The sequence below is a fragment of the Edaphobacter sp. 12200R-103 genome (assembly GCF_010093025.1).
Taxonomy (GTDB): Bacteria; Acidobacteriota; Terriglobia; order Terriglobales; family Acidobacteriaceae; genus Edaphobacter.
Map to the genome: position 1 here is coordinate 4,109,864 of NZ_CP048114.1, position 22,341 is coordinate 4,132,204.

Annotated in this window: 15 protein-coding genes; 7 read left to right on the forward strand and 8 right to left on the reverse strand. The window is 58.7% G+C overall.

The features are described 5' to 3' along the window. Positions 1-86 precede the first annotated feature (86 nt). Genes GWR55_RS17040 through GWR55_RS17055 form a run of 4 tightly spaced genes read right to left on the reverse strand, consistent with a single transcriptional unit; the run spans position 87 to position 3,904 of the window. Positions 87-368: a MoaD/ThiS family protein gene (locus tag GWR55_RS17040; protein WP_238398490.1), complete on the reverse strand. Its 282-nt coding sequence runs from the start codon at positions 366-368 to the stop codon at positions 87-89. Between the two features lie 11 nt (positions 369-379). After that, on the reverse strand, positions 380-1,495 hold the full coding sequence (locus GWR55_RS17045) for a sialidase family protein (RefSeq protein ID WP_162403324.1): 1,116 nt from the start codon (positions 1,493-1,495) through the stop codon (positions 380-382). 41 nt (positions 1,496-1,536) lie between these two features. After that, complete coding sequence (locus GWR55_RS17050) at positions 1,537-2,565, reverse strand: LacI family DNA-binding transcriptional regulator (protein ID WP_162403325.1); 1,029 nt, start codon at positions 2,563-2,565, stop codon at positions 1,537-1,539. A 58-nt stretch (positions 2,566-2,623) separates the two neighbouring features. Further along, entirely contained in the window at positions 2,624-3,904 is a 1,281-nt protein-coding gene (locus GWR55_RS17055; protein WP_238398491.1) for a GRP family sugar transporter, read from the reverse strand. Positions 3,905-4,260: 356 nt separating this feature from the next. Between GWR55_RS17055 and GWR55_RS17060 the strand changes: the two genes are divergently transcribed. The 6 genes from GWR55_RS17060 (at position 4,261) to GWR55_RS17085 (ending at position 11,817) form a co-directional block, all read left to right on the forward strand. Beyond that, a complete protein-coding gene (locus GWR55_RS17060; RefSeq protein WP_162403326.1) occupies positions 4,261-4,833 on the forward strand; it encodes an RNA polymerase sigma factor in 573 nt (190 codons plus the stop codon). Then, a complete protein-coding gene (locus tag GWR55_RS17065) occupies positions 4,830-5,603 on the forward strand; it encodes a hypothetical protein (protein ID WP_162403327.1) in 774 nt (257 codons plus the stop codon). Before GWR55_RS17060 ends, GWR55_RS17065 begins: the two co-directional genes overlap by 4 nt. A gap of 32 nt (positions 5,604-5,635) precedes the next feature. Further along, complete coding sequence (locus GWR55_RS17070) at positions 5,636-6,844, forward strand: HEAT repeat domain-containing protein (protein ID WP_162403328.1); 1,209 nt, start codon at positions 5,636-5,638, stop codon at positions 6,842-6,844. Positions 6,845-7,223: 379 nt separating this feature from the next. Continuing rightward, complete coding sequence (locus tag GWR55_RS17075; RefSeq protein WP_162403329.1) at positions 7,224-7,928, forward strand: HEAT repeat domain-containing protein; 705 nt, start codon at positions 7,224-7,226, stop codon at positions 7,926-7,928. 136 nt (positions 7,929-8,064) lie between these two features. Further along, positions 8,065-11,379 (forward strand): glycoside hydrolase family 38 C-terminal domain-containing protein, encoded by a 3,315-nt coding sequence (locus GWR55_RS17080; protein WP_238398492.1) that lies wholly within the window; start codon positions 8,065-8,067, stop codon positions 11,377-11,379. A 102-nt stretch (positions 11,380-11,481) separates the two neighbouring features. Then, positions 11,482-11,817, forward strand: a complete 336-nt coding sequence (locus GWR55_RS17085; RefSeq protein WP_162403330.1) for a cupin domain-containing protein — start codon at positions 11,482-11,484, stop codon at positions 11,815-11,817. Between the two features lie 17 nt (positions 11,818-11,834). Here GWR55_RS17085 and GWR55_RS17090 read toward each other — a convergent pair whose 3' ends face one another. From GWR55_RS17090 to GWR55_RS17105, 4 genes are all read right to left on the reverse strand, one after another. Beyond that, positions 11,835-13,274, reverse strand: coding sequence for an APC family permease (locus GWR55_RS17090; RefSeq protein ID WP_162403331.1), 1,440 nt, complete (start codon positions 13,272-13,274; stop codon positions 11,835-11,837). Then, on the reverse strand, positions 13,264-14,754 hold the full coding sequence (gene argH / locus GWR55_RS17095; protein ID WP_162403332.1) for an argininosuccinate lyase: 1,491 nt from the start codon (positions 14,752-14,754) through the stop codon (positions 13,264-13,266). The genes GWR55_RS17090 and argH overlap by 11 nt, the downstream gene beginning before the upstream one ends. 82 nt (positions 14,755-14,836) lie before the next feature. Continuing rightward, the gene (locus tag GWR55_RS17100; protein WP_162403333.1) at positions 14,837-17,743 is read right to left on the reverse strand and encodes a TonB-dependent receptor; all 2,907 of its coding nucleotides are present in this window, start codon (positions 17,741-17,743) and stop codon (positions 14,837-14,839) included. A 171-nt stretch (positions 17,744-17,914) separates the two neighbouring features. Beyond that, the gene (locus GWR55_RS17105; protein WP_162403334.1) at positions 17,915-19,150 is read right to left on the reverse strand and encodes an ROK family transcriptional regulator; all 1,236 of its coding nucleotides are present in this window, start codon (positions 19,148-19,150) and stop codon (positions 17,915-17,917) included. Positions 19,151-19,318: 168 nt separating this feature from the next. Here GWR55_RS17105 and GWR55_RS17110 point away from each other — a divergent pair, with 168 nt between their 5' ends. Continuing rightward, positions 19,319-22,180: a PIG-L family deacetylase gene (locus GWR55_RS17110; protein ID WP_162403335.1), complete on the forward strand. Its 2,862-nt coding sequence runs from the start codon at positions 19,319-19,321 to the stop codon at positions 22,178-22,180. Positions 22,181-22,341 lie beyond the last annotated feature (161 nt).

A 22,341-nucleotide genomic window follows, 5' to 3' on the forward strand; every position in this document is an offset into this window, starting at 1 on the left:
ATGGAGCTGATTAGTGAGAGCGCTCCCCCGAGGTGTCATCCTGAGCGAGCGTAGCGAGTCGAAGGATCTGCGGTTCCTCACAAAGGCTACCCTCCGGCTACAGCCCCAATGACCAGCAGAGGCTCCCGCCCCTCGGCCACCTCCTGAGGCAGCGGCGTGTCGATACTCTCGTGCGAAAGATCTTCCTGACACGCGAAGAACCGCAGGAACGCCCGCCGCTCCTTCGTGGCATGATCGCGGATCGTTCCGCACAGCATCGGATACTGCTCCTCGACCGCATCCAGCACCGAGCGCTGCGTCGCGGCAGAGACCTCGACCGTCAGCTCGCCCGTCACCTTCGCCAGCGTGCGCAGGTGCTGAGGCAGCACAACCCGCACCCTCATGGAAGCGTCTGGACCTCGACCGAAAGTACCGCCGGAAGATCGCGTACGATCGGCTTCCAGCTATCGCCCGCATCGGAAGAGGCGTAAACCTGGCCGCCCGTCGTGCCGAAGTAAATGCCGCACTTGTCCAGCGAGTCGACCGCCATCGCGTCCCGCAGCACGTTGACGTAGCAGTTCTCCTGCGGCAGCCCCTTGGTCAACGGCTCCCACTCGTGACCGCCCGACCGGCTGCGATAGACCTGCAGCTTGCCGTCGAGAGGGAAGTGCTCGCCGTCGCTCTTGATGGGAACCACGTAGATCGTCTCCGGCTCGTGCGCATGCACGTCGATCACAAAGCCGAAGTCGGTCGGAAGATTTCCGCTCACCTCGGTCCAATGATCGCCCGCGTTGTCCGACCGCATGACGTCCCAGTGCTTCTGCATAAACAGCGTGCCCGGACGCGACGGATGCATGGCGATGTGATGGACGCAGTGACCAACCTCGGCTGTTGGATCAGGGATAAACTCCGACCGCAGGCCCTGGTTGATCGGCTTCCACGTCTCGCCGCCGTCATCGGTGCGAAACGCTCCTGCGGCCGAGATCGCGATGTACATCCGCTTTGCATCGCTCGGGTCCAGCAGGATGGTGTGCAGACACATGCCCCCCGCGCCCGGCTGCCAGTGCGGCCCGGAACCGTGCTTGCGCAGGCCGGGAAGCTCCTGCCAGTTCTGCCCGCCATCTGTGGAGCGGAAGAGCGCAGCATCTTCGACGCCGGCAAAGATGGTGTCCGGATCGCTGAGCGAAGGCTCCAGGTGCCACGCCCGCTTGAACTCCCACGGATGCGGCGTGCCGTCATACCACTGGTGCGTTCCGGCGTCGCCCTCGTAGTCGAACTTGTTGCCGACAGGATTCCACGTCTTGCCGCCGTCGTCCGACCGCTGCACGACCTGCCCGAACCAGCCGCTCGTCTGCGACGCGTAGATGCGGTTCGGGTCTACCGGCGAGGCCTTCATGTGGTAGATCTCCCAGCCGGCGAAGTGCGGTCCCTCGACCTTCCACTCTTCCCGCTTGCCGTCCGAAGTAAGGACGAATGCTCCCTTGCGTGTACCAACCAGAACCCGAACTCCGCTCATCGTTCGACTCCTCGCGTCTCAGGCGAACCGCCTGCTGAGATTTACTTCGTAGATGCTTGTGTGGCCGATCCGGTTGAAGCCCTGGCGACCAGCGTCGGTGGAACCAGAATGTTCTTGGGAGCCTGCTCCGGATTGCTCGTCAGATCCAGCGCCAGCTCTCCAGCGATGCGCCCCAGTTCCGCTGTTCCATGATCAATCGAACTCAGCGGAACCTTGAGGTAATCGTTGTAAGGCATGTTACCGCAACCGATGATAGCAATATCTTCCGGAACGCGCAGGCCAGCGGCAAGTACGGCAGCTATGGCTCCAATGCCGGTCATGTCGTTGTAGCAGAAGACAGCGTCCGGCCGCTCCTCAAGAGCAAGCAGCTTCTGCATCGCCTCGAAGCCTGTCCTGTCGCCGCGCTCTTCCATGTGATCGCACACGACCACGTAATCTTCTGGAACCGGCAGCCGATTCTCCGCCATAGCATCACGGAAGCCGCGCAGGCGATCGAAAGAGGGGCTCGTGTTGCGGCCCGCAATATGGGCGATTCGCTTTCGGCCCAGACTGACAAGGTGGTTTGTTGCCATCTCGCCCACCATCACGTCGTTGGAGCCGACAAAGTGCGCCGCCAGATGCGGAAAGTTGCGGTCGAAGAGCAGGTAGGGAGTGCGCTCGTCCCCCAGCTCATAAAAGTTGCGCAGGTTCGGCTGACAGGATGCGATCAGCAGAACGTCGATGCCGCGGCGCAGAAGCGTGCGAATCTCCTGCCGCTCGATCTCCGGATCTTCCTCGGAGGAGGCAAGGATGACGGCGCGGTTGCTCTTGCGCAGTACGGCGCTGAGCGATTTTGCAAACTCGGCGAAGAACGGATGCACCAGGTCGGGAACCACCAGGCCCACCGTGTAGGTTTTGCCGCTCGCAAGACCTCGCGCCAGCATGTTGGGCTGGTAGTTCAGCTCCTTCATGCGTTTCAGGACGCGCTTCCGCGTCTCCTCGCCGATGTCGCTGTTTCCGCGCAGCACCTTCGACACGGTGACCACAGAGACGCCGAGGTCCCGTGCAATATCCTTCAGCCTGACTGCCATAGCAGCATCATCTTACAGCGACCCATCGAATGGGAAGGAAACAAACCTCGCCAGCCGCTCAGGAGAACCGCGTCCTGCGCCCCAGCGTCCATGCTCCGACGACCAGGCTGATGACCAGCCCAGCGCCCAGGCCAGCGACCCATCGTCGATCCATCGCCAGCGGCGGAACAATGGCTTTGCTGCCCAGCCAGATGAAGAAGCCGGTGGCTGCGGTCACAATGGCGTAATCCCACCAGCGCCGTCGCTCGTCCCGGCCTCCGAACTCGTCACCCGCCTGGGCCGCCAGCGTACGGTTGTAGTCCAGCCCGTAACGCTCGCACTCGCGCAGAACCGCCTCGTTGTTCGAGGTCTGCTCCCGACCGGAGGCCACGGCGGTTCCAATCGCCATTGCACCCAGGATCATGATGATGGAGCCGGTGATAACCAGCAGACGATGCCTTGCGTCCGCACCGGCCAACTCGCCGAAGACCAGCGCGCCCCACGCCAGTCCCCAGAGTTGGTTGGTGTTTGAAAGAGGAATGCCTCTGCCGATCCCCAGATACTTGGTTGCAAACTGCTGGAAGAGGTCGCCGATCACCCAGACAAAGCCGCCAAGAAAGAGCCAGAAGACCAGGCCAGGCTGATGGAATACCTGGAAAGAAGGCGAGTGCAGTCCGCCATCAAGGGCGAGCGTAAGCCCGAAGACGGTTCCAAGCTCTCCAACCGTAAATGCTGTCACGAACGACAGCGGATTCATCCCGCTGATGTATGCCTTGCGGTAGGGGACATACATCGTTCCCCACATCAGGCTGGCGCCGGCAGCGGCGAGGATTCCGCGCACAGCGTGATGCCCGGCGGAGGTCTGTCCGTGAATGGTGCTGAAGCCCAGCATCACCGCGGCGACCACAATAGCGACTGTTCCCAGAACGACCTTACTAATGTTGGCGGCGTTTGCCCCCTTCAGCTCTTTAAAGAGAACGCGGCCCCAGAGCAGCCCGATCAGGGAGTTGGCATTCCACAGAGGAAAGGCGACTGCCAGGCCGACATCGCGAATGGCAAATACCGTGAGCGTATTGGCCACGGCCCACAAGGCGCCTGCCAACAGGGCCCAGACGATCAGGTGCTTCTTCTCCATCAGGTCGGTGAAGACATACCCCGTACCTTTAAGCAGGGTCGGGAAGGTCCAGCGCGCCGTAAAGACTCCCGCCACCATGCAGAGCGAGACTGCAAATGGTGACAGGCCAGCATTTACCAGTTTCGTGGGAGCTTCAGCCGCACCCAGCCATACGCCTGCGGTCAGCCCGCAGATCACCCCCAGCCCGTGCAGCGACATTCCATGCTGCTTTGTTCTTTCAGCCACACCTGCCACCTGGTCCCTCGTCTTTCAATGCAGCACTATTAAAAGCACAATACCGGCCACCAGCACGAAGAACGGCACCAGAAAGTGGCTGTCGGTGAGAACGGTCTTGATGGATCGGCCTAAACGCATGGATTCTTCCTTCTTATCATCATCTTTTAGAATTCTCGTTGATCTACGTAAGCGCTTACGCCAGGGTTCACCCTATCGAGCCACTCTTGCGGCTGTCAAACAGAATCTCTCCAGCGCTGAGTGAGACTCTAGGAATCCACAGACCTGATTGTCTCTGAAAAGCATCTGCCGCTCCTGCGAAAAAAATCTTCCTAACCGCACCGCGATTTGCTTGTCTAATGCGCTGAATGGAAGTCAACGACCACACGATTATCCGGATGGTACTGGCCGGAGATAAAGACGCTTATGGCATGCTCGTCGCTCGTCACAGCCAGAACGTCTTTCGTGCCGCCTTCCGGATTACCGGCGACGAGGCCGACGCCGACGAAGTGGTCCAGGAGGCCTTTCTTCGGGGCTTCCGGAGACTCCAGAGCTTTGAGTCCCGGTCGGAGTTCGGGACCTGGATCTACAGAATCGCAGTTAACTGCGCACTCAATATGGTCAACAAACGCAAACACGAAGCAATCTGCCACATCGGCGAAGAGACGGACCCGGTGATGCGGCAGGTGCAGGTCGCCGACACTGCAGCCGGGCCGGAACGAACGCTTCTGAGCCGCGAGATCGAATCTCTGCAAGCCGCAGCGATGGCAAGCCTGACTGCGACAGAACGTACGGCTTTCATCCTTCGCCATATGGAAGACCGCTCCACGACTGAAATTGCGACTGCGCTCGAGATCGCTCCTAACGCCGCCAAGCAGGCTGTCTTTCGTGCGGTGCAGAAGCTGCGCCGCAGCCTTGCTCCACTCCGGGTGAACCCATGAAACACATCAGTGAAGAACAGCTCATCGACTACTACTACGGCGAGGCTGAATCGCCTGCTGCGATCAGCCGGCATCTTGAGACGTGCAGCGAATGTGCGCAGAGTTACGAATCGCTGGTCCACGATCTGAAAGATCTCAAGCCCTATGCTGTTCCGCCGCGCGATGGAGCGTATGGCGAAGAGGTCTGGCGCTCGATTCGGGGATCTGTGTCAGCCTACGAGCCAACTAAAAAAAGGTCGCTCCGGGGATGGTTCGGTTTGCACTGGAGCTTTGCTGCCGCGACGGCCTGTCTCCTCCTCGCGGCAGCCTTTTTCGCAGGGCGCCAGTGGGAACATCGCAATGGAACCGCTCCGGTAAATGTTGCGAACCAGGAGCAGGGAAGGCAGCGTGTGGTGCTGCTGGTGCTTGGGGATCACCTCGATCGCTCCGAGAGGCTTCTGGTGGAGTTGAAGCATGCCGAACCTTCGACGGAGGCGCCATTACAGGCTGAAGCGCGCGATCTGCTCTCGGCGAACCGTCTGTACCGCGAAAGCATCAGGCAGCAGGGAGATCCCGCGCTCGCGTCCGCACTCGACCATCTTGAGCGCGTTTTGATTGAGGTCTCGAACGAGCCTGCCGGCCTGTCGCAGGCGAAGCTCGACGAATTGCAGAAAGAGATGAACACCGACGGCCTTCTCTTCGAAGTTCGTGTCCTCCGCTCCCGGGTGCAGGAAGACGTGAACCGGAAGGGAAGTACCGCGGTGGCAGGGAAAGGGGTTTCCATCCTATGAAAGCTATATCGATCATTCCACTCGCTGTTCTGGTGTCTATCTTGACCGCACCCGCAGCGTTTTGCGTTCAACCAGTCGTTGCGACCGCAGCTAATCCTCCGGTAACGCCGGCCGTCGATCAGCGAGGCAATGACTATGCTGACGGCACGCGAGCCATCAATGATGGGCGCTGGTCCGATGCGGAAGCGACCTTCACTAAGATCGCCGGGCAGGGCGGAGATCGTGCCGATGCTGCCCTGTACTGGGCAGCCTATGCGCAGAACAAAGAAGGCCAGCAGGCCAAAGCGCTGGAGACCTGCGCGAATCTTGGTCATAAATTTCCGCAAAGTCGATGGATTGCGGAGTGCGACGCGCTGCGCATCGAGATGCAGCGCCGCAGCGGACAGCCAGTCTCTCCGCAAGCCACGGGCGACGACGAACTGAAGCTGCTAGCGCTGAATGCGCTGATGCAGCAGGACCAGGCGCGAGCTATGCCGGCAATTCAGCAGATACTCAACGGCAACGGATCGGAGAAGCTGAAGGAGCGTGCTCTTTTCGTGCTGGCCAACAGCAACTCCCCGGAGGCAGAGAAGCTGATCGGCGATATTGCACGTGGCCAATCGAATCCGGCGCTCCAGGTTCGCGCCATCCGGATGTATGCCGCGATCAAAGGCAAGCAATCGGCTGCGATGTTGGGCGATGTATATCAGCACACGGCAAATGAAGCCGTAAAACGCGCCATTCTGCAGTCATATCTGATCTCAGGCTCGCAGGATAGGCTGCTGGAGGCTGCACGGGCGGAGCAGAACCCGGCACTGTCGAAGGCTGCTGTGCAGGAACTCGGCGCGATGGCCGCAGTCTCTGCATTGACACAGCTTTATCACGATACAAAAGATAACCAGATCAAATCGTCCATCCTCAGTTCTCTCACCGCATCAGGCCCACGCGGCATGGATGCATTGAGCGAGATTGCGAAGACCGAGCAGGACCTCGAGCTTCGCCGCAAGGCCATTCGCAACATGGGAATCGCTGGAGGCGCCTCGGCTGCACCGCAACTGGTGAAGGCGTACCAGAGCAGCTCCGATCCTGAGTCGAAGAGGTCTGCGATCGAAGGTCTCTTCCTCTCGAGAGATGCGCATGACCTCGTAGCACTTGCCCGTGCAGAAAAGAATCCTGAGATGAAGCAGATGATCGTCTCCAGGCTCAGCGTCATGCACGACAAGGAAGCCAGCGATTACATGATGGAGATTCTCAACAAATAACAGCGTTCTCAGCAGGGAGGGTACGTCCGTGAACAGCAATCTCGTTATTGCTCTCATCCTTAGTGCGTCTGCAGTCGCCTTCTCCGGACAGCAGCCGCGAGTCTCCAACACGCAGATGAACACTGAGCCAGCGAGCTCAGGACTGTCCGCGACGGTGACGCGATTTCAGCACTCCAGCCAGCCGATTTGGATTGGATATGAAGTGCCGGCTCTTCCACGAAGCCATTCATCTTCATGTGGCGATTCGAATGGCGCCTCGTCTGACGATGGATGCTGCAGTGAGGTTCAGCTCGAAGGATCAGGAGAGCGTGTGATTGAGTCCACGCAAGCGACTGAGCCTGGCAAAGTATATGTCCTGCTCCGATTGGAACAGGGGACGATGAGCAAGGTCCGCCCGGTGAACACGGGATGCCGCATCAATGCAGGAGGCGTTCCTTTCACATGGCTTACCGGCGTCGACCCCGAAGACAGCATACGTTTTCTGGCGCAGCTCGCCGGCGCTCCGAGCGCGGAAAACCGCGTGGTTGATGGTGCGCTGGCCTCGATCGCACTACATGCGGCGCCGTCAGCAACTGCGCAGCTCTCGAAGCTCGCAGCCCCGGCGAATCCTTCACGGCTGCGCGAGAAGGCGGCCTTCTGGCTGGGAGCTGAGCGCGGCCACGAGGGATTGCAGGTTCTGGAAAAGTTGATGGCGACTGAACAGGATAAGAAGTTGCGCGAGAAGCTGGTCTTCGATATCTCCATCAGCCGCGACCCTGCTGCCCTGCAGGATTTATTGACGCTGGCCAAATCCAATGCCGATCCTAACGTGCGCAGCCAGGCTATCTTCTGGCTGGGCCAGAAGGCGGGAAAGAAAGCTACCGCAACACTGACCAATGCCATTGAGAATGATCCCGACCAGCAGGTGAAGAAGAAGGCAGTCTTCGCGTTGAGTCAATTGCCAAAAGATGAGGGCATCCCTCAGCTGATTCATGTGGCTCAGACCAATAAAAATCCAATAGTGCGCAAAGATGCCTTCTTCTGGCTGGGACAGTCGGGCGATCCGCGTGCGTTGACCTTTTTAGAATCGGTATTAAAACAGTAGATTCCCTGCGCTTTGCACTACATTCATCTCGCCCTCCCACATGGGAGGGCGAAAGTGCGTTAGACTCCCAACTGTTCAGCTTTACCGCTAACCCCCGTCGAAAATCGACGCCGGATGTCTCTTAAGGAGTCATACGTTGATCGTTCCTGTTCGCCTTCCTGCGCCGCGAACCATGACAAAGATGCTCTTTGCCCTGGTCTTCTTCGTCTGTCCTCTGATCCAGGCACAGTCGCCAAAAGAGGTCTCGCAGATTTTGCAAACGCTGTCTCCGCAGTCGCAGAAGACCATCGAGCGGCTGGCTTCGTTTGAGAATCTTCCGGTAGACGAGTGGCACTATCATGTCGGCGATCTGGCGCACGGAGAGGACCCTTCGTTGAACGATTCGTCGTGGCCGGTGGCGAAGCCGCACAGCAAGGCGCCGAACGAGGCTGTCTGGTATCGTCGGCTGATTGAGGTTCCGAAGACGCTGAATGGATATGACCTCACTGGCGCGCGCATCTGGTTCCAGTTCCGCGCCAATGCAAACGGGCCGGTCCCGGAGATCGTGTACTTCAACGGGCGGCGCGTTGCTCTGGGCGACGATCTTGAGCCCATCGTTCTGTTTGATCAGGCAAAGCCTGGCGACAAAGTGCTGGTAGCCGTCAAGCTGCTGCAGACCGTGGACACCAAAAACTTCGCTGCTGTCTCGACGCGTATTGAGTTCGCCAAGGGACGTCCGAATCCTTCGGACCTGCGGCTCGAGTTCCTATCGACCGCTGTCCTGCTGCCGTCGCTTTCCAGGCAGCCGAAGCAGGATATGGCGACGCTCGAAAAGTCGATCGGCACCGTCGATCTTTCAGCGCTAGACGCGAATAACCAACCCAAATTCGACGCTTCGCTCAACTCCGCCACCCAGCAGCTTGAGACGCTGAAGCCGACTCTGCAGCAGGCGACGCTTCATCTCACGGGTAACTCGCACATCGATGCGGCGTGGCTCTGGCCTGTCTCGGAGACGGTAGATGTCGTCAAGCGAACCTTCTCGACCGCGCTGCAGTTGCTGAATGAATATCCCGACTACACCTATACGCAGTCTGCCGCTGCTTACAACGACTGGATGGCTACCAAGTACCCGGCCATCAACGATGAGATCAAAAAACGGATCAAGGAGGGCCGCTGGGAGGTTGTCGGCGGGATGTGGGTCGAGCCTGACCTGAACATGCCCGATGGCGAGTCCCAGGTCCGCTCTCTGCTGATCGGCAAGCGCTGGTTCCAGAAAGAGTACGGCGTCGATGTCCGCATCGGCTGGAATCCGGACTCCTTCGGCTACAACTGGCAGCTGCCGCAGATTTATAAAAGGTCTGGCGTCGACTACTTCGTCACCCAGAAGATGACCTGGAACGATACCAACCAGCTCCCCTTCAAACTCTTCTGGTGGGAGTCGCCCGACGGCAGCAAGGTCCTGACGTACTTTCCTCACGACTACGCGAATAACAATCTGAATCCTGTCCGTCTCTCTGCCGATCTTGCTACCGCTCGCCAGCGCTCCCCCGGCATGGAGGAGATGATGGATCTCTACGGCGTAGGAGATCACGGCGGCGGTCCTACGCGCGCCATGCTCGATCAGGGCAATCATTGGGCGAAGGATAATATGATCGTCCCAAAGATGCGGTTTGGTACGGCCCAGAGCTACTTCAACAGCGTCGAGACGAAGCTGGCTCCCGAGTCGCAGACCTGGAACTATAGCTCCATCGCAAAGGGCTATAAGTACCCAGCCGCAGAGGCAGGCAAGATCAGCATTCCTACCTGGGACGACGAGATGTACCTCGAGTACCACCGCGGCGTCTTCACCACACAGGCGCAGCACAAGCGCAACATGCGCGAGAGCGAAGAGCAGACGCTCAACGCCGAGAAGTATGCGTCCCTGGCCTGGCTCAATGGCAACTCCTATCCCAACGATCAGCTTACAGATGCATGGAAGAAGATTGCCTTCAACGGCTTCCACGATCTCGCCGCCGGATCGGGTATCGCTATCATCTACAAAGAGGCTCAGGCGGAGTTCGATCAGGTACGGCTCGAGACCAACGAGATCTCGTCGAAGTCCCTGCACGCGCTGGGTGAGAACATCGATACAAAGGCCGCGGGAGATGCTCCAGTGCTGGTCTTCAATCCACTGGCCTGGAACCATACCGGCGTGACCATGGTGAACGTGCAGCTTCCTGAGGCCTCGGGCAATGGCATTTCACTGCTGGATGACCACAACAATGTGGTGCCGACCAAAGTTCTTTCAAGTGACGCAAAGACCGGCGCATACAAGCTGCTGGTTCAGGCGCAGGATGTTCCCTCGCTGGGTTACAAGGTGCTGCATGCCGTCGCCGGAGACAAGCCTTTCAAGACGGATTTGAAGGCATCGGACACGACGATGGAGAATGCATTTCTCCGTGTCGAGGTCGATCCCGGGACGGGCTGCATTACCAGTCTCTTCGATAAGAAGACAAACTTTGAATCCATCGCCAAGGGAGCCTGCGGCAACCAGTTGCAGACCTTTGCCGACCTGCCGAAGAACTATGACGCCTGGAACATCGATCCCGGAACGCTCGACCACATGACCCCCATCACCGAGGTCGATTCGGTCCAATTGGTAGAAGACGGGCCGATGCGCTCGGTCATCCGCGTCAGCCGGACCTGGCAGAAGTCGAAGTTCGTGCAGGACATCCAGCTGTATGCCAACAGCAACACCGTCGATGTGATCAATGACATCGATTGGCACGAGACGCACGTTCTGCTGAAGGCGGCGTTTCCGCTGGCGGCCTCCGGTCCGATGGCGACCTACGAGATTCCTTACGGCTCGATTGAGCGGCCTACAACCCGCGACAACTCCTGGGAGAAGGCTCGCTTTGAAGTTCCAGCACTGCGCTGGGCCGATCTGGGCGACGGCCATCACGGCTTCAGCCTGCTGAACGAAGCAAAATACGGCTACGATGCCGTGGGCAATACGCTGCGCCTCACCCTGCTGCGTTCTCCAACCTGGCCTGACCCCGATGCAGACCGTGGACACCAGCACTTCAGCTATGCTCTCTATCCGCATGGCGGAAGCTGGAAGCAGGCTCTGACGGAGCGCAAAGGATATGAATATAACTATGAGCTGCGCGCCCAACAGGTGCCTCCACATGCCGGAGCGCTTCCGCTCGAGCACTCCTACGCTTCAGTGGCGCCCGACAATGTTGTGCTTACGGCCCTTAAAAAGTCGGAAGACGACAATGCGCTCATCTTCCGCGTCGTCGAGTGGGCTGGTAAGCAGGGCGACGTTACCTTCACGGTTCCTGCAGGAGCCACGGCGGCAACAGAGACCAACCTGATGGAGAAGCCCACGGGCTCTCCCCTTACGGTCTCCGGCGATAAGGTGACGGCGCACATTCATCCCTACGAGATTCTTTCGCTGCGGGTGGACTACCCACATCCAGCCAAGCAGTAACCGCTCCAACAGCACGCAACGGGGTGAGTCGAAATCCGGCTCACCCCGTTTGCGTGCTCTCAAACGTGACGCGCTTAGTACACTGGCAGAAAGGAGAGCAGCATGAGCCTCGTTCGCAATGAAGAACCAAAGACCTTTACCCCGGAACCCGGCATGCGCCGCCAGGTTCTGGCCAACACCGATCAGCTCATGCTTATCCGCCACTTCTTCGATGCAGACTGGGTTGGAGCGCGGCACAGCCACCCTCATCACCAGCTCGTCTACGTGGTCAGCGGCGCTATTCGTGTCGACGTTGGGGGAAAGGTCTTCGACGCGCACGCTGGAGACAGTTTCATCGTCGATGGAGGCATGGAGCACCAGGCCTCCGCGCTCGAGGCGTCAGAGGTCCTCGACGTATTCACTCCCACCCGCGAGGACTATCGCGAACTTCTGAAATAGCTTATTCCCTGTAGCAGCTACGGATTGATTTGCTGACGGCCGCGGAGAAAGCGGATGCTGTAGACCGCGAGGCCAGCCAGGAGGATCAGCCCTGCCGTGCGTATCTCGCGCGAAAAGTTCGGACGCGAAAACAGGATGAAGGTAAATCCGGCAATGGCCAGCAGCGCCGGCAGAGGATACAGCGGCATCCTGAATCCGCGCACTTTGCGCTCGCGCTGGTGCTTCGGCAGAAGGACTGCCAGTCCCTGCAGAAGAAACTGAAACAGGATACGGATGACCACCAGCGCTGTGATGACCTCCTGCAGCCGGAAGATGCAGCAGATCATGGTCATCGCGCCGAGCGTCAACAGCGCATGGTGCGGCATCCGCAGCCGGGGGTGAATCGCTCCAAACCACCCAGGGAAGTTGCCGTCGCGAGCTGCGGCAAATGGAATGCGCGACTGACCGAGCAACAGCGCAAAGACGGAGCAGAGCGCAGCCACGGCGATCAGAATGACGATAATGCCAGCCGCGGTATGGCCATACAGCCGTTCCATGAAGACCGCCATGGTGAACATGCGCGCATGGCTTCCGTTATCGTGCATCATCTCGCGCCAGGGCAGCACGCCCAGCACGCTGATGTTCATCAGCAGATACAGCGTGCCCACGATAGCGACCGAGCCGAGCACGGCCCTCGGAATCGTACGCTGCGGATCGCGCACCTCGGCGCCGAGGAAGCAGGCGCTGTAGTAGCCGCCGTAATCGTATGCTGCAACCAGCAGGCCCGCTCCAAGTCCGATAAAGAACGCGTGGTTGAGCTGAAAAGCGCCGGCAGGGAAGTCGAAGGCGATCTTCGAATCGAAGTGAGTAAAGCCGGCAAAGATGATAAAGACCAGCGTAAGCACCACTGCGATGCCAAGCCAGCGCACGATCTTGTCGATCGCGACGATGCTGCGGTACAGAACCAGCAGGGCAAGCAGGCACGCGCTCATGGCGATCAAGGTCTGTCCGCTCAGGACCAGCGGGACGCCTAATAATCTTGCGGAGAACAGTGGGTTGACCGAATGTGGAACGAAGAAGCTGATGTATTGAGCAAAGCCGATGCATCCGGACGCGATGGATAAAGGGGAGCTGAAGAGAATTTGCCAGGCATAGAGGAAGGAGAACACCCGTCCCAGCCTGCGTTCGCCATAGAGGTGTTTCAGATAAGCATAGGAGCCTCCGGCCTCGGGGTACGTCGTCCCCAGCTCGCTCCAGACCATTCCATCGCAGAACGAAAGTGCGGCCCCCAGAATCCATCCCAGCATCGCCTGCGGTCCGCCCATCGCCGCAACAATCAGTGGAAGCGTTACGAAGGGGCCAATTCCAACCATGCCGATCACGTTCAGCCCCAGCGCAGAAGAGGTCGAGAGTCCACGCTCCAGCTCTGCAGGTCTTTTCTCGGTCGTTACACCTGGTCCTGCGCGATTAATATCCATCCACCTGTCCCATCAGATGATTGCACTCGTTCCTCACCGTCTCGCGTGCTTCTGCCAGCATATGCTCTCTTTGCTCAAGCCACTTCCGGTCAGTGGCTGTGGCTTCGCGGGCGCGCATAATCTCCGGTTCCAGGACTTCGGCAGCAGGGCCACCGGCAATCTTTCGTACCGCTACGAAGTTCTTCGCGCTGAGGGCGCCTCGAATCGTCTCGCGTGCCACGGTGTACTGGCTCTTCACCTCGCGTTCGACGATCGCCGCCATGGCATCCGCGTCGTAGTCCCGACCAAGCTCGCGCACTGCCCTGCTCACAATGCCATGAGCGCTGTGGAAGCTCATGGCCGTCTCCCGGACCAGCGTATCGGCCAGCTCGGTGACCGGAAGAAAGTTTCCATCGGCTGCTTTTCCCATCGCGTCGGTATTGAACTCTGCATCTTGCACAACGCCGTTCAGCAGTCGAACGCTACGCTCGGCATCGTCGAACGCCGTGTAGGCCAGCGGCTGCAGATCGTCTTCCGCGTCGTTCATGTCTGCAAAAGGCGTATTGTGCAGGATTCCTACGATACTTTGAGCCTCAAACAAGGCGCGGCTCGCCAATACCCGCACATGCTCCAGCGGAACCGGGTTTCGCTTCTGCGGCATGATGCTTGAGATCTGCACAAAAGCATCGCTGAGGCGGAGATATCCGAATTCAACGGTGCTCCACAGCAGCAGGTCCTGCGCAAAGCGTCCCAGGCTCAGCATGGCCGTTGCCAGGTTGCCGCAGCACTCCGCAACGTAGTCCACCGCAGCAATCGCTCCATAGGAGTTCACTTGCAGCGCGTCGAATCCCAGCAACCGCATCGTAAAGCTCCGGTCGATGGGAAAGCCGGTTGTGGTGATGGCGCATGCTCCCAGAGGATTGCGGTTGACCCGTGCGTAACTGTCGCGGATGCGTTCGGCGTCACGCTCGAGAATCTCGATATAGGCCATCAGGTAGTGGCCCAGGGTCGTCGGTTGAGCCGGCTGATTATGGGTGTATGCGGGCATCAGCGTCCCGCGATGTTTCCATGCAAGCTCTACCAGCGACTGCCGCAGGTTCAAAAGAGCTTCGAAGATCTGAAGAAGCCGTCTGCGAAGGACCATGCGGTACATCGTCAGATCGATGTCGTTACGGCTGCGTGCCGTGTGCATCTTGCCTGCCACCTCTGCGCCGCAGATCGCCGCGAGTTTCTTCTCAAGAAAGAAGAACAGATCTTCAAAGCTGCCGTCGTATTCCGCAGATAGGATCTCATCCCGGCTAAGACTATCCAGCGCGCGAATGCACGCAGCGGCTTCTGCGAGAGGCATAATTTCCTGCCGCGCCAGCATAAGCGTGTGCGCGTACTCAATCTCCAGCAGAGGCTCCAGAAAGTATCGCTTCGCATCGGCGAAGACCGGCGCCAGAATCGTTTCGCGATAGACAGGGGCAGGGAACTTCGCCTTCGGGCCGGGGTTTTCCATCAGACGTCCTCTTGGAATTTCAGGTTTAAGACGTAAAAAAGGTGACGCAAATCATCATCTGATCTGCGTCACCCGGGATCCATTACCAGCGTGCCGCAACGCCGAATTGAACGATGCGAGCCTCCAATACGGAGGTACGGTTGATAGCCAGAGGCCCGGAGGGTGTTCCGATCGGGCCCAGCGGAGAGTTCGCCGTCCGGACGACCGACTGTGTCGGTGACAGGTTGGTCACATTGGTGTGGTTGAAGATGTTGTTTGCCTCCAGCAGGAACGACGGCGAGATCCGCTCAAACAGCTTGGGGAAGGTTCGCGTGTAGCGCCCGTCAATCTGATACACGCTGGGGGAACGCAGTGAGTTCCTGCCGACAAACAGCGGGCGGGTGACGCTTGCCACCGACGAGTCTCCATTGAGAGACACATTGGTAATGATGTTCTGCTGATCGCCAGAGCTTACATTTGCCAGCAGCGCAACCATATTGTCGTTCGCCAGCGTATTCCAGAAGCCCTTGCTCAGGCTGAACTCGGGCTGCAGGACGGCCGTCAGGTTGAATGCATTCGGATGGTTGACGATGCTGTTGCTGCGGTCGCGCTTCAGGTTGGTCGTGTCCTGAATGCTCAGGTTCTGCTCAAAGGTATCTACCTCGGGGCCGTCTGAGATCGTATGCGACCAAGTGTAGTTCGCGTTGATCTGGATGCCATGCGAGAGGCTGCGAACGTAGCTCACCAGCAGCGCATTGAAGCTGGTGTTTGCTCCGGATTCAACCTGGTTGATCTGGTTGAATCGGGAGTCAAGCCGCGCTGCCCCAAGGATCGGCCTGCCGTCCGCAAGATAGCCGGTGACGTTCGACAGGCTGAAGATGGGATTGATGTTGTGCTGGTACATCAGGTTGCGGCCGCTCGTCATGATGTAGCCCAGCTTGAAGGTGTCATAGCGGCTGAACTCATGCGACACCTGCAGCGTAGCATTCCAGGTGTATTCGTTCTTGAAGTCCGGAGAGATGGTTGTGACATTCTGCGGGGCTGCGGTTCCGCTGCTTGGAATGTTGGGAAACGCGAGGACGCCTGATGTTGCCCCCGCCGGCTGGGTGATGCTGAACGTGTTGGTGCGGTTCGATCCATCCAGTCCCAGCGCATTGAACCAGAGGTTGGTTGGAGTTGACTGGTAGAACATGCCGACGGATGCCTTGACGTTCGTGCGGTCATCCAGTTGATAGGAGAATCCAAGTCGCGGCGCAAAGTTGGCATTCGGCGTGTTGAACTTGCGCGAGTTGATAAATGGTGCGTTCGGATTTGCCTGAGGCCCTTTAAACCGATCGTAGCGGCCGCCATAGATCACCGTCAGCTTTGGCGTGACGCGCCAGGTGTCTTGAACGTATGCTCCGAAGAAGAGTGACGCATACCCAATTCCGTTGGGGTCCTGCTGGCTGTCGAACTGGGTGTAGCCATACGGATTCGTCCCATTAGCTGCTGCAAGATAGCTATCGAGGGAACTGAAGGTGTACCGATTGAAGCTTTGAAAACGCTGACGATTAATCAGTTGCGCAAGGCTGAAGCCGCCCTTGAAGGTATGCTCCCCGCGAATATAAGTGATGTTGTCACTGCCGCTTGGAACCTTATCTGTGTACTGGTCTCCTCCGCTATAGGAAGCTCCGATATTGGCAACGCCCGTGATCACAATAGCCGGGTCCTTCCCGCCCTGCGGGCCCGGGAAGTGGGAGTTGTTGCGGAACGGCCAGGAGAAGCGAAGCTCGTTCAGCAGATGATCGTTGATCGTCGAGGTCAGCTGCATGCCAATTACATGCGCACGATCCAGGAAGTCCACGCCCGTGCTGCGGGCGTTCAGGCCGCCCACCTGGGTGTTATACGGAAAGTCGTTCTTGAAGTAGTTGTATCGGATAAACAGTGAATTCTTGCTGTTGATCGTCCAGTCGCCGCGGCCCAGCACAAAGGTTCCGTGCAGCAGGCCGGGAGCAGCCGCCACCTGATCGGCTGGGAGCCCCAGCGCCTGTACGTTTGCAGGGGTGATGGTGACCGGTGAAGGCGATCCACGGACAACGTGCTCATAGGCGCCGAAGAAGAAGAGTTTGTCCTTAATAACCGGACCACCCATATTGGCCGAGTAGTCTTCCAACTCCAGGTTGGGCTTTGCCTTCGTCTTATTTGCGAAGAAGGGATACGCCGTCGCATCCTGCCAGCGGCGAAGCCACTGGAAGAGGCCGTGATAGTCGTTAGTACCGCTGTTCGAAATCACGTTATAGACGTTTCCTGAGGTCCAGCCGAACTCTGGAGCAAAGCTGTTGGAAACGGTCTGCACTTCCTTAATAAAGATATTGCCGATGGGGAACAGGCGCAGGCCGATACGATCGCTCTGCGTATTCACCATGCCGTCCATCTGGTAGTTGATGCGGTCCAGCAGACCGTTGGTGTTCAGCGTACGCGGAATCCCCAGCTCCGGATTCGGGTGCCCGCTGACACCCGGCTGGAAGAGGATGAAGTTGTAGGGATTGCGCGACGTAAGCGGAAGATTTTCGACCTCGCGCGAATCCAGCGTGCGTTGAATGTTCAGGGTCGAAGGATCGATCCCAATGGTGGTTGCGGTCACCTCAATCTGCTCCGAGGCGCTGCCGACGTTCAGAGCGCTGTCCAGCAGGGCCTCTTTGCCCGCCGTCAGCACGATCTGATCGAAGTTCGCCGTCGAAAAGCCGTCCTTCGCGATGGAGACCTTGTAGGTCCCGAGCGGAAGATTGACCAGCACATAATATCCATCTGCCCCCGTCTGGATCGTCCGGGTATAGCCGACAGCGGCATTCGAGATCGTAATGCTGGCGCCAGGGATGGAGGCCCCGCTTGCGTCTGTGACGTGGCCACGGATGGTTCCATTGATGGATTGGGACTGGCCCCATGCTGCCGGCGAAGAGATAAGGACAGGGAGTCCCGCTAGAATCGCGGCTCCTAGAAGAGAGCTTCGAAAGCTACGAAGAGTCGACAAGGTGTGCCTCCTGGGACCGCTAAAACCTCTAAATCCATCGTGCAAAATCGGTGCTGTCGCTGAGACTGAATGCGATCTCGAACTTAGTAAAACCTATTAAGTAAGTGGCAAGGTGCCTTCACACTAGAGAAACATCACAGCACTGTCAATAAAAAATCTGGATTGTCGAGGTTAATCGAGCAGGCGAGCTTCTGAAGCAATCAGGCTCAAACAGATGGCACCGTAGAGCTGCGCCTGCGTTCCCAGCGAGCTCGACCGCACCTGCGGCTTCGCAAACTCGTTGCGCGCCAGCAGCTTCTCGGTTGCCTTACACAGTTCCGGGTGAGAGCCGACGCCACCGCCCAGGATCACCACCGATGGGTCGAGCGTAAGCGACATCTGCACAATGCAGTCTGCCAGAATCTGCGATGCATACTGCACGACCTGCGCGGCCACCCGGTCGCCATCTACAGCCAGATCGAAGATCTCACTGGCTCGCAGCTTCTCAAGCTCGCTTCCATTGGAACGCCGGTCGCGGCTCAGCAGCCTCCGCCATTCCGCTTCAATCGCCAGGCCTCCGATCGCCCGCTCCAACTGGCCGGTTGCACGGACCTCCAGCGCCTGTCGCGACTGCCCGTTTACGGCCGCATAGCCAATCTCTCCGGCGCTCCAGTTCGCACCGTGATGCAGTCTGCCACGCAAAAAGATGCCGGCGCCCACTCCCGTACCCAGCGCGATAAAAAGGAAGTCATCCACTCCCGTCGCCGATCCTCTCCAGTGCTCGCCTACTGCTGCCAGGTTCGTATCGTTCTCCACAGTCGTCGGTATCCCGGTCTCGCGTTCCAGTACGGTGCGCAGGGGGATCTTGTTCCAGTCCTTAAGATTGGGGGCCGACAGCACTACTCCGGCATCGGCATTGGTTACTCCAGGAGCGCCCACCGTCAACTCCAGGACCTTCTTCACCGAGGTGGACGCCTCCTGACACATCGTCTTCAGTCCGTCGTGGATCAGACAACAGACGGCCTTTGGCGTGCGTTGTCTCTCGGTAAACTGTGTCGCCCATTGGGTTACGATCCGGCCGTTCAGGTCCGCCAGCACCATGCGAAGCCGTGTTCCGCCAATATCAATGCCTGCCACATAGCCCCGGGTCGCGTTGAAGCGAAGCATCTCAGGAGGGCGACCGCCGCTCGATTCACCATCGCCCAGCTTTTCCACCAGGTTCAACGATTCGAGATGCGCCACGGCGCTTGAAACCGTCGGCGCGCTCAAACCCGATAGTCTCACCAGATCTGCCTTGGAGCAGGGGCTATGCTCGCGCAGGAGCCGCAGGAGTACGCGCGCATTCACCTGTCGAAGATGGGACGGACGGGACGGCTGCGTCCCGGTTCCTGAGAGATATGGAGAAGATGAGGAGGACTGAAATCGCATGGAGGATCGTCTGTCGAGTCATCATATCCTAAATTTGTTAATAATCTTTACAAAGTTTCCCCACTTTGGTATCCATTACCAGCAAAGAACATTCATGGCCAGGCAAGCTGCAGCCAAAACGTAAGATCATGGATACAACCAGTCGCATCCTCCAGGAGCTGATCGTTCATGAGATCTGATGTACATCGCGGAACTGCCGCCGCGATCCTCACTCTCTCCTTCGCATTGCAGGGAGCCGTCACCGTAGCTCAGCAGCCTGAGCCTGCCCGTTATCAATCCGCCTATGCGCGGCCGCTACCCTTCGATCGCGGCTCTGTCGGTCTTGCGCAGACGCTTCAAAAGCTGCACACGCGTGCCTCGCTCACCATGATCACGGCGCATCCTGATGACGAGGACGGCGGCATGCTCACCTATGAGAGCCGCGGCCAGGGCGTCGACACCACGCTGCTCACGCTCAATCGCGGCGAGGGTGGACAAAACGTCATGACCGGCGACTACTGGGACCAGCTTGGCACACTGCGGACGCAGGAACTCCTTGCCGCCGGCAACTATTATGACGTGCATCAATATTGGACGCGCGTCGCGGACTTCGGCTTCTCCAAAACCATTGAGGAGGCGCTCAAGACCTGGGGTGAAGAGCGCGTCCTTTACGATGTCGTTCGTGTTATCCGTATGCAGCGTCCCCTGGTGGTAACCAGCGTCTTTGCCGGCAACGTCTCCGACGGCCACGGACAGCACCAGGTAGCAGGCTATTCGGCGCAGCGGGTCTACGCGATGGCAGGCGATCCCAAGGTCTTCCCCGATCAGATCAAGGCTGGCCTGATGCCATGGTCGCCGCTCAAGGTCTATGCTCGCGTTCCCTTTGCCCGCGTCTCCGAAAAAGGAATCTACGACTACGCAACCGGGCACTATGCTCCCGTTCGCTTCCGCAACTACGTCGACAACACCTGGATCGAGGGTGTCCCGTCGACGACCGTCGAAATTCCGAGCGGCAACTATGATCCCGTCCTCGGTCTCTCCTACATGCAACTCTCGCGCGAAGGTCTGAACGAGCAGAAGACGCAGAATGGCGGCGTCGCCATTCCGCTGCCGCGGGCCTTCTCAACTCCATATCATCTGTACGCGTCGCGGGTTTCGGCGTCCGCGAAGGAGAAGACCTTCTTCGATGGTATCGACACCACGCTGGCCGGCATTGCCTCCTACGCTCCCAAAGAACAGCAGGCTGTGTGGCGTGAAAAGCTGAACGCTCTCAACACGACAGTCGAGTCTGCGATCCACGCATTCAATGCAGCCAACCCGGAAGCGATCGCACCTGTTCTCGCAAAAGGCCTCTCCCAGGTCAATGCTCTGCTCGATGAGCTTGCGAAGAGCAAGCTCCCGGCAGAGGACTGCTACAACATGACGCACGAGCTGAAGCTCAAGCAGCGGCAGTTCAACCAGGCCCTGCAGGAGTCCCTTGGGCTTACGATGATGGCCAACACCATCGAGGGCTCCGGTGCCCCGGCACGTGTTGGACCGTTCGGAGACATGTCGACGCAGCTGCCCACATCGCAGACCGTCGTCCCCGGAAACAAGGTTGGCGTCGCCGTGCACGTGGCCGATCAGGGAACGGAACCGGTGGCCCTCAGCGAAGTAAAGGTCATCTCCGAGGCCGGTGACGGCTTTACGATGACTCCTCGCTCTTCCGCCAGCCATCAGCTCGCTCCCGGTGGTACGACCGACGAAATCCTTGATGTGGCAGTGCCGCGCACGGCTGAGCTGACGAAGCCTTACTTCAGCCGGCCCAGCCTGGAACAGTCCTACTACGACATCAACGATCCTCGCTATCTCAACCTTCCCACGCGGCCCTATCCGCTTCTGGCTACCGCGACGGTCAACTACCGCGATGTAGCGATCACGTTGTCCGGCGTCGTCCAGACCGTCGATCGTGTAAACGGCCAGGGCCCTGTTCTTGAGCCCCTGCTCATCGCTCCTGCAATCTCTCTCTCCGTATCTCCTTATGCCGGCGTGGTCGCTCTCAACGATGCCTCTATTGAGCTTCACGTCCAGTTGCACAGCAGCGTTAAAGGACCGGCGAAGGGAACCATCCGGCTCGATCTTCCTGCGGGGTGGAAATCAATCCCTGAGGTCGCGGACTTTGCCACGCGCCGCGAAGGCGAGGACCAGAACCTAAGCTTCCGTGTGCAGCCGCAGAATGTTCAGACCAAGCCCTACATTATTACCGCAGTTGCGGAGTTTAACGGGCAGAAGTTTACCCAGGGCTTCCAGACGGTTGGTTACCCTGGCTTGCGTCCCTACCCGCACTACCGTCCGGCCACTTACCGGGCCACGGCGGTCGATGTAAAGACCGCGCCCGATCTCCGGATCGGCTATGTTATGGGAACCGGTGACGACGTTGCTACCTCGTTGGCGGACATCGGCATTCACCCCACGATGCTCTCTGCAGGAGAGATCGCTTCAGCCGATCTCTCTCACTACGACGCCATTGTGCTGGGTATTCGTGCCTACGCCGCGCGGCCTGAACTCAAGACCTTCAACAACCGTCTTCTTGAGTATGTCCACAACGGCGGAACCCTCATTGTTCAGTACCAGACCCAGGAGTACGACCACAACTATGGCCCCTATCCACTCTCCCTCTCCAACGATCCTGAGAAGGTGATTGAAGAGGACAATAAGGTCCAGATCCTTGTCCCTAACGATCCAGTCCTGAACTGGCCTAACAAGATCACAACCGCTGATTTTGATCACTGGGTCGAGGAGCGCGGCCACGGCTTCATGCGCAGTTGGGATCCGCACTACGTCGCCCTGACGGAGATGCACGATACCGACCAGGATCCGCAGAAGGGCGGCCTGCTCTATGCCCGGTACGGAAAGGGCGCCTACGTCTATCTCTCCTATGCGTTCTTCCGCCAGATGCCCGATGGCGTTCCAGGTTCCTTCCGCATCATGGCAAACCTTCTGAGCATGGCGAAGAACCCCGGCCTCGCTCTCGGCAAGGAAGCTACTCCGACAGCAGTAGGCTCTCACTAAGGCAGTTTTCACGAAAGTGAGTCGTTCCAGGAGGTCGTCATTCTGAGGCGAAGCTGAAGAATCCCTGTAGTTTGCCCATAGCGTCTCTGGTGCATCAGGTTAAGCCCAGGTGGCCAAACGTCTCAGCTTGAAACTCGCACAATTCTCAACGGCGGTGCGGA